Origin of the sequence: Micromonospora phytophila (genome assembly GCF_023656545.1) — a bacterium.
In the GTDB taxonomy this organism is placed as follows: Bacteria; Actinomycetota; Actinomycetes; order Mycobacteriales; family Micromonosporaceae; genus Micromonospora; species Micromonospora phytophila.
In genome coordinates this window covers 1-4,664 of the sequence record NZ_JAMOKF010000381.1, presented here as the reverse complement: position 1 = coordinate 4,664, position 4,664 = coordinate 1, and the positions used below count along the sequence as shown (strand labels likewise).

Genomic DNA, 4,664 nt, shown 5'->3' with positions numbered 1-4,664 from the left:
GACGCCGCCGCCTACCTGGGGGCGGCCGTGCACCGGCTCCGCGAGGCCCGGGTGGAGGTGGTCGTCGGCACCTGTCCCGACCTCGGCGCGGTCCGCGCGATCGCCCCGCCGCTGCGGCAACTGGTCGGCTGGTCGGGGCGTCGGGTCGCCCGCGCCCAGACGGTCGCCGCGCTGGAAGCCGGTGGCGCGGTCGTCGACCTGGCCGCCGAGACCGGCCCGGTGTTCCGGGCCGACGCCGGGACGCTCTGCCACGACGGCTACCACCCCTCCGCCGACGGCTACCGGGTCTGGGCGCACGCCCTGCTGCCCGCGGTCGCGGCGGCCGCCGCCGTCGCCTCCCGCCACTGACCCGGGCGGTCGCACCGCACGCGGTCGCCCCGCACGCCGCCCCGCGCCGGGGCGCGCGGAGGGTGACATTTCCCGGCGGGCGGGCTGCTTCCGGATTAAGTTACCGACGGGTTAACGTTGGTTCATGCCGACTGAGTCGTCCCGCGACGCCGTCATCGTCGCCACCGCCCGCTCCCCCATCGGCCGGGCGCACAAGGGGTCCCTGCGCGACGTCCGCCCGGACGACCTCGCCGCGACCATCGTGCAGGCCGCCCTGGACAAGATCCCCCAGCTCGACCCGACCGAGATCGACGACCTCTACCTGGGTTGCGGTCTGCCCGGCGGCGAGCAGGGCTTCAACATGGCCCGGGTGGTCACCACCCTGATGGGCCTGGACACCGTGCCCGGCGCCACGCTGACCCGTTACTGCGCCTCCTCGTTGCAGACCACCCGGATGGCGTTGCACGCGATCCGGGCCGGCGAGGGTGACGTCTTCATCTCCGCCGGCGTGGAGATGGTCTCCCGGTACGCCCGGGGCAACTCCGACGGCCTGCCCCCGGAGGCGCAGGCGCTGGTCGGCGGCGGCTGGGAGAACCCGCGCTTCGCCGAGGCGACCGCGCGTTCCAAGGCCCGCGCCCAGGGCGGCGCGCCGGTCTGGACCGACCCGCGCGAGGCCGGCGAACTGCCGGACATCTACCTGACCATGGGGCAGACCGCGGAGAACCTGGCCCAGGTCCACGACGTGACCCGCGCCGACATGGACGAGTTCGGCGTACGCAGCCAGAACCTCGCCGAGAAGGCCATCGCGGACGGCTTCTGGGCCCGGGAGATCACCCCGGTCACCACGCCGGACGGCACGGTGGTCAGCACCGACGACGGTCCCCGCGCGGGCGTCACGCTGGAGGCGGTATCCGGCCTGAAGCCGGTTTTCCGTCCGGACGGCCGGATCACCGCCGGCAACTGCTGCCCGCTCAACGACGGCGCCGCCGCCGTGGTGATCATGAGCGCCCAGCGGGCACGGGACCTCGGGCTCACCCCGCTGGCCCGGATCGTCTCCACCGGCGTGACCGCACTCTCCCCCGAGATCATGGGCCTCGGGCCGGTGGAGGCCTCGAAGCAGGCGCTGAAGCGGGCCGGCATGACCATCGACGACGTCGACCTGGTGGAGATCAACGAGGCGTTCGCCGCCCAGGTGATCCCCTCCTACCGGCAGCTGGGCATCCCGGAGGAGAAGCTGAACGTCATGGGTGGCGCGATCGCCGTCGGGCACCCGTTCGGCATGACCGGCGCCCGGATCACCGGAACCCTGCTCAACGCGCTGGAGTGGCACGACAAGTCCATCGGCCTGGAGACCATGTGCGTCGGTGGCGGCCAGGGCATGGCCCTGGTCCTCGAACGCCTCAGCTGAGCCGCGCTACAGCGCGCTCCGGGTCGCCGTCACCTCGGCGGCGGCCCGGGCCAGCGCCTCGGCCGACGGGGCGGCGGCGACCAGGTCGGCGGTGACCACCCGAAGCTGGTCGGGCAGGGCGAGGTCGTTGTCGAGCCGGGGGACCGTCCGGCGCGGCTGACCCTCCGCGTCGGCGGCCAGGTTCGCGATCTCCTGCACCAGCCGGTGCATCACGTCGGCGCGGGGCGCGTTGCCCGCCGCGGCACTCGCCGCCCAGCGCGGCTGCTGCCAGTGCCCCACCTGACGGACCAGCAGCTCCACCGCCCGGTCCAGTTCCGCTGCGCTCATCGCCACCGAGTCTACGGCCGCCCCCGCCGAGCGGGGACAGGGCGGGAAGGCCGCCGACACGACGGCGCCCGTCCCCGCGGTGCGGGAACGGGCGCCGGTCAGTCGCGGGCGAGAGGTCAGTCGTCGCCCTGGAAGTAGCTCAGCAGGCGCAGGATCTCGATGTAGAGCCAGACCAGGCTGACCAGGATGCCGAACGCGGCGACCCAGGAGTAGCGCTGGGGCAGGCCCATCCGCACGCCGTCCTCGACCTCCTTGAAGCTGAGCACGAAGCTCAGCGAGGCCACGACGATGCAGACCAGGCTGAAGCCGATGGCCAGCGGGCTGCCGTCGCGCAGGCCGGTGTTGACGCCGAAGAGCGCCAGCACCAGGTTGATCAGCATGACGGCGAAGAGACCGGCCATCACGGCGATCATGCCCTTGACGAACACCGGGGTGGCCCGGATCACCTTCGCCTTGTAGAGCACGCCCATCAGCAGGAAGACACCGAAGGTGGCGGTCACCGCCTGGAGCACGATGCCGTCGTAGAGCGACTCGAAGAACTTGCTGACCATGCCGACGAAGACGCCCTCGACGACGGCGTACGTGACGACCAGCGCCGGGTTCGCCATCCGGGAGAACGAGATGATCAGACCGAGCACCAGACCGACGACGGCAGCGCCGATCCACGCGGCGCCGACCAGCGCGTCGGGCACCAGCACCCAGGCGGCCGCGGCGGAGATGCCGAGGATGCCGAGGAGCGTGACGGTCTTCACCACCACGTCGTCGATCGACATGGTGTTGACGGTCGGCGGAGCGGCCGGGTAGCCGGCCTCCGTCGGGTACTGCTGGGGATAGCCGGGCTGTCCGTACGGCCCGGTCGGGGCGTACCCGGCGGAGCGCTCACGCTCGGCCGCCTGGCCGAGCCGCGCGAGCACCGGGTTCGAAGTCTTCACTGTCAGGCCTCCCTCAGGGGGTCGTTGCACGTGAACGTGCACCCTCAAGAGTAGACGCCCCGCACAGTCCCTGTGGAGATCACCAAGCTGAGTGGCAGCTGAAAGTGTGGTGCCCGGGGCGGGGGTCGAACCCGCACGCCTTGCGGCAGCCGCTTTTAAGGCGGCCGTGTCTGCCGTTCCACCACCCGGGCGGGTGAACACCGGCGCGCCGACACGCGTGGTGCAGTGTCACCGTAACCGGTCGGCGGTGACCCGACGTACCCCGCCGCCCGGCCCGCACTAGGGTCGAGACCGTGAGCAGCGCAGCCCCCACGGCCCCCGACGCCGCCCCTGAAGAGGCCGTCCGTGCCGCCGACCGGCTGCTGCGCCGGCGCTGGCCGGCCCGCCTGCTGACCGCGATCACCCGGCGCCGCGCGGACCTGTCCGTCGCGCTGCTCTTCGTGGTGCTGGCCGGATGGCTGACCCAGGGCCTCTGGCCCGACCCGGGCGGCCGGGTGCTGGCGCTCAACCCGGAGGACCAGGCCCTCTACGAGTGGTTCCTCGCCGTCGACGCACGGGCGCTGCTGGGCGACTTCGGCCTGCTCACCGACCGGCTCAACGCGCCGGACGGAGTCAACCTGATGACCAACACCACGGTCATCGCGCTCGGGGTGCTCCTCGGCCCGGTCACCCTGCTGCTCGGCGCGCCGGTCACCTTCGCCCTCCTCGCGGGGGCGAACCTCGCCGGCACCGCCGTCGCCTGGTACCTGCTCTACACCCGCACGCTGGGCGCCCGGCGGGCCGCCGCCGTGCTGGGCGCGGCGCTCTGCGGCTTCGGGCCGGGAATGGTCTCGCAGACCAACAGCCACCTGCACATGACCGCCCAGTGGCTGGTTCCGCTGATCGTCTGGCTGGTGGTCCGGTTGCTGCGCGCCGCCGACCCGGCCCTAGGCGACGGGCCGGACCGGCGGCGCATGACCACCTCGGCGGTCGGCCTGGCCGCCGCGGTCACCGCACAGCTGTTCGTCGGCGAGGAGGTGCTCTTCCTCTGCGCGGTCACGCTGCTGGTGATGGCGCTCACCTACGCGGCGGTGGACCGGGACCTGGCCCGGCGCGCGCTGCCCGGATTCGCCGGCGGGATGATGCTCGCCGCCGGGCTGGCCCTGCTCGTGCTGGGCTGGCCACTGTGGTTCCAGTTCGCCGGCCCGCAGGGCGTCGCCGACGGGATGTTCAGCCCGCACTACTTCTCGGCGGACCTGCGCAGCTGGTGGGCCGTCTCACCGCTCTCCGTCCTCGGCAGCGACCACGTCGCGCGGCTGACCACCGGGCCGGCGGAGTACAACACCTTCCTCGGCTGGCCGCTGCTGCTGGTCACCGCCGCCTGCGCGATCTCGCTGGGCCGCCGCCCGCTGGCCGTCGCGTGCGTGGTCGGGATCCTGGTGACGGGGGGACTGTCGCTCGGCCCCCGGCTGGTGCTCGACGGCGAGCCCACCGCCCTACCGGGGCCGTACGCCCTGATCAGTGGGCTGCCCGTGGTGGACGGCGCGCTGCCGATGCGCTTCGCCCTCGCGGTGCTGCCGTTGGTCGGCACGCTGCTGGCGCTGGCGGTCGACCGGGCGCTGCGCGGCACCGGCCGGGCCCGCCGGCTGGTGCCGGCGGCCGTCGGGGTGGCGCTGCTGCCGCTCCTGCCG

The 4,664-nt window shown here is 73.4% G+C and carries 5 protein-coding genes and 1 tRNA gene; 3 read left to right on the top strand and 3 right to left on the bottom strand.

The window, feature by feature from the left end; all coding sequences use genetic code 11:
- Nucleotides 1-348 (top strand): SGNH/GDSL hydrolase family protein (locus NCC78_RS27805; RefSeq protein ID WP_504921107.1); only part of this gene is annotated, 348 nt, incomplete at its 5' end.
- Between the two features lie 124 nt (nucleotides 349-472).
- The gene (locus NCC78_RS27800) at nucleotides 473-1,735 is read left to right on the top strand and encodes an acetyl-CoA C-acetyltransferase (protein ID WP_250798206.1); all 1,263 of its coding nucleotides are present in this window, start codon (nucleotides 473-475) and stop codon (nucleotides 1,733-1,735) included.
- A 6-nt stretch (nucleotides 1,736-1,741) separates the two neighbouring features.
- On the opposite strand, the gene NCC78_RS27795 is transcribed toward NCC78_RS27800, so the two are convergent.
- From NCC78_RS27795 to NCC78_RS27785, 3 genes are all read right to left on the bottom strand, one after another.
- The gene (locus NCC78_RS27795; protein WP_250798196.1) at nucleotides 1,742-2,062 is read right to left on the bottom strand and encodes a hypothetical protein; all 321 of its coding nucleotides are present in this window, start codon (nucleotides 2,060-2,062) and stop codon (nucleotides 1,742-1,744) included.
- 116 nt (nucleotides 2,063-2,178) lie between these two features.
- Entirely contained in the window at nucleotides 2,179-2,994 is an 816-nt protein-coding gene (locus tag NCC78_RS27790) for a Bax inhibitor-1/YccA family protein (RefSeq protein WP_250798195.1), read from the bottom strand.
- A gap of 107 nt (nucleotides 2,995-3,101) precedes the next feature.
- A tRNA-Leu gene (locus NCC78_RS27785) sits at nucleotides 3,102-3,185 on the bottom strand.
- A gap of 102 nt (nucleotides 3,186-3,287) precedes the next feature.
- On the opposite strand from NCC78_RS27785, the gene NCC78_RS27780 reads away from it, so the two are divergent.
- On the top strand, nucleotides 3,288-4,664 hold a 1,377-nt coding region (locus NCC78_RS27780; protein ID WP_250798193.1), incomplete at its 3' end, for a DUF6311 domain-containing protein.

Excerpts from the sequence above, each read along its gene's own strand:
- NCC78_RS27800 (WP_250798206.1), top strand. The coding sequence starts at position 473 with ATGCCGACTGAGTCGTCCCGCGACGCCGTCATCGTCGCCACCGCCCGC.
- NCC78_RS27795 (WP_250798196.1), bottom strand. The coding sequence starts at position 2,062 with ATGAGCGCAGCGGAACTGGACCGGGCGGTGGAGCTGCTGGTCCGTCAG.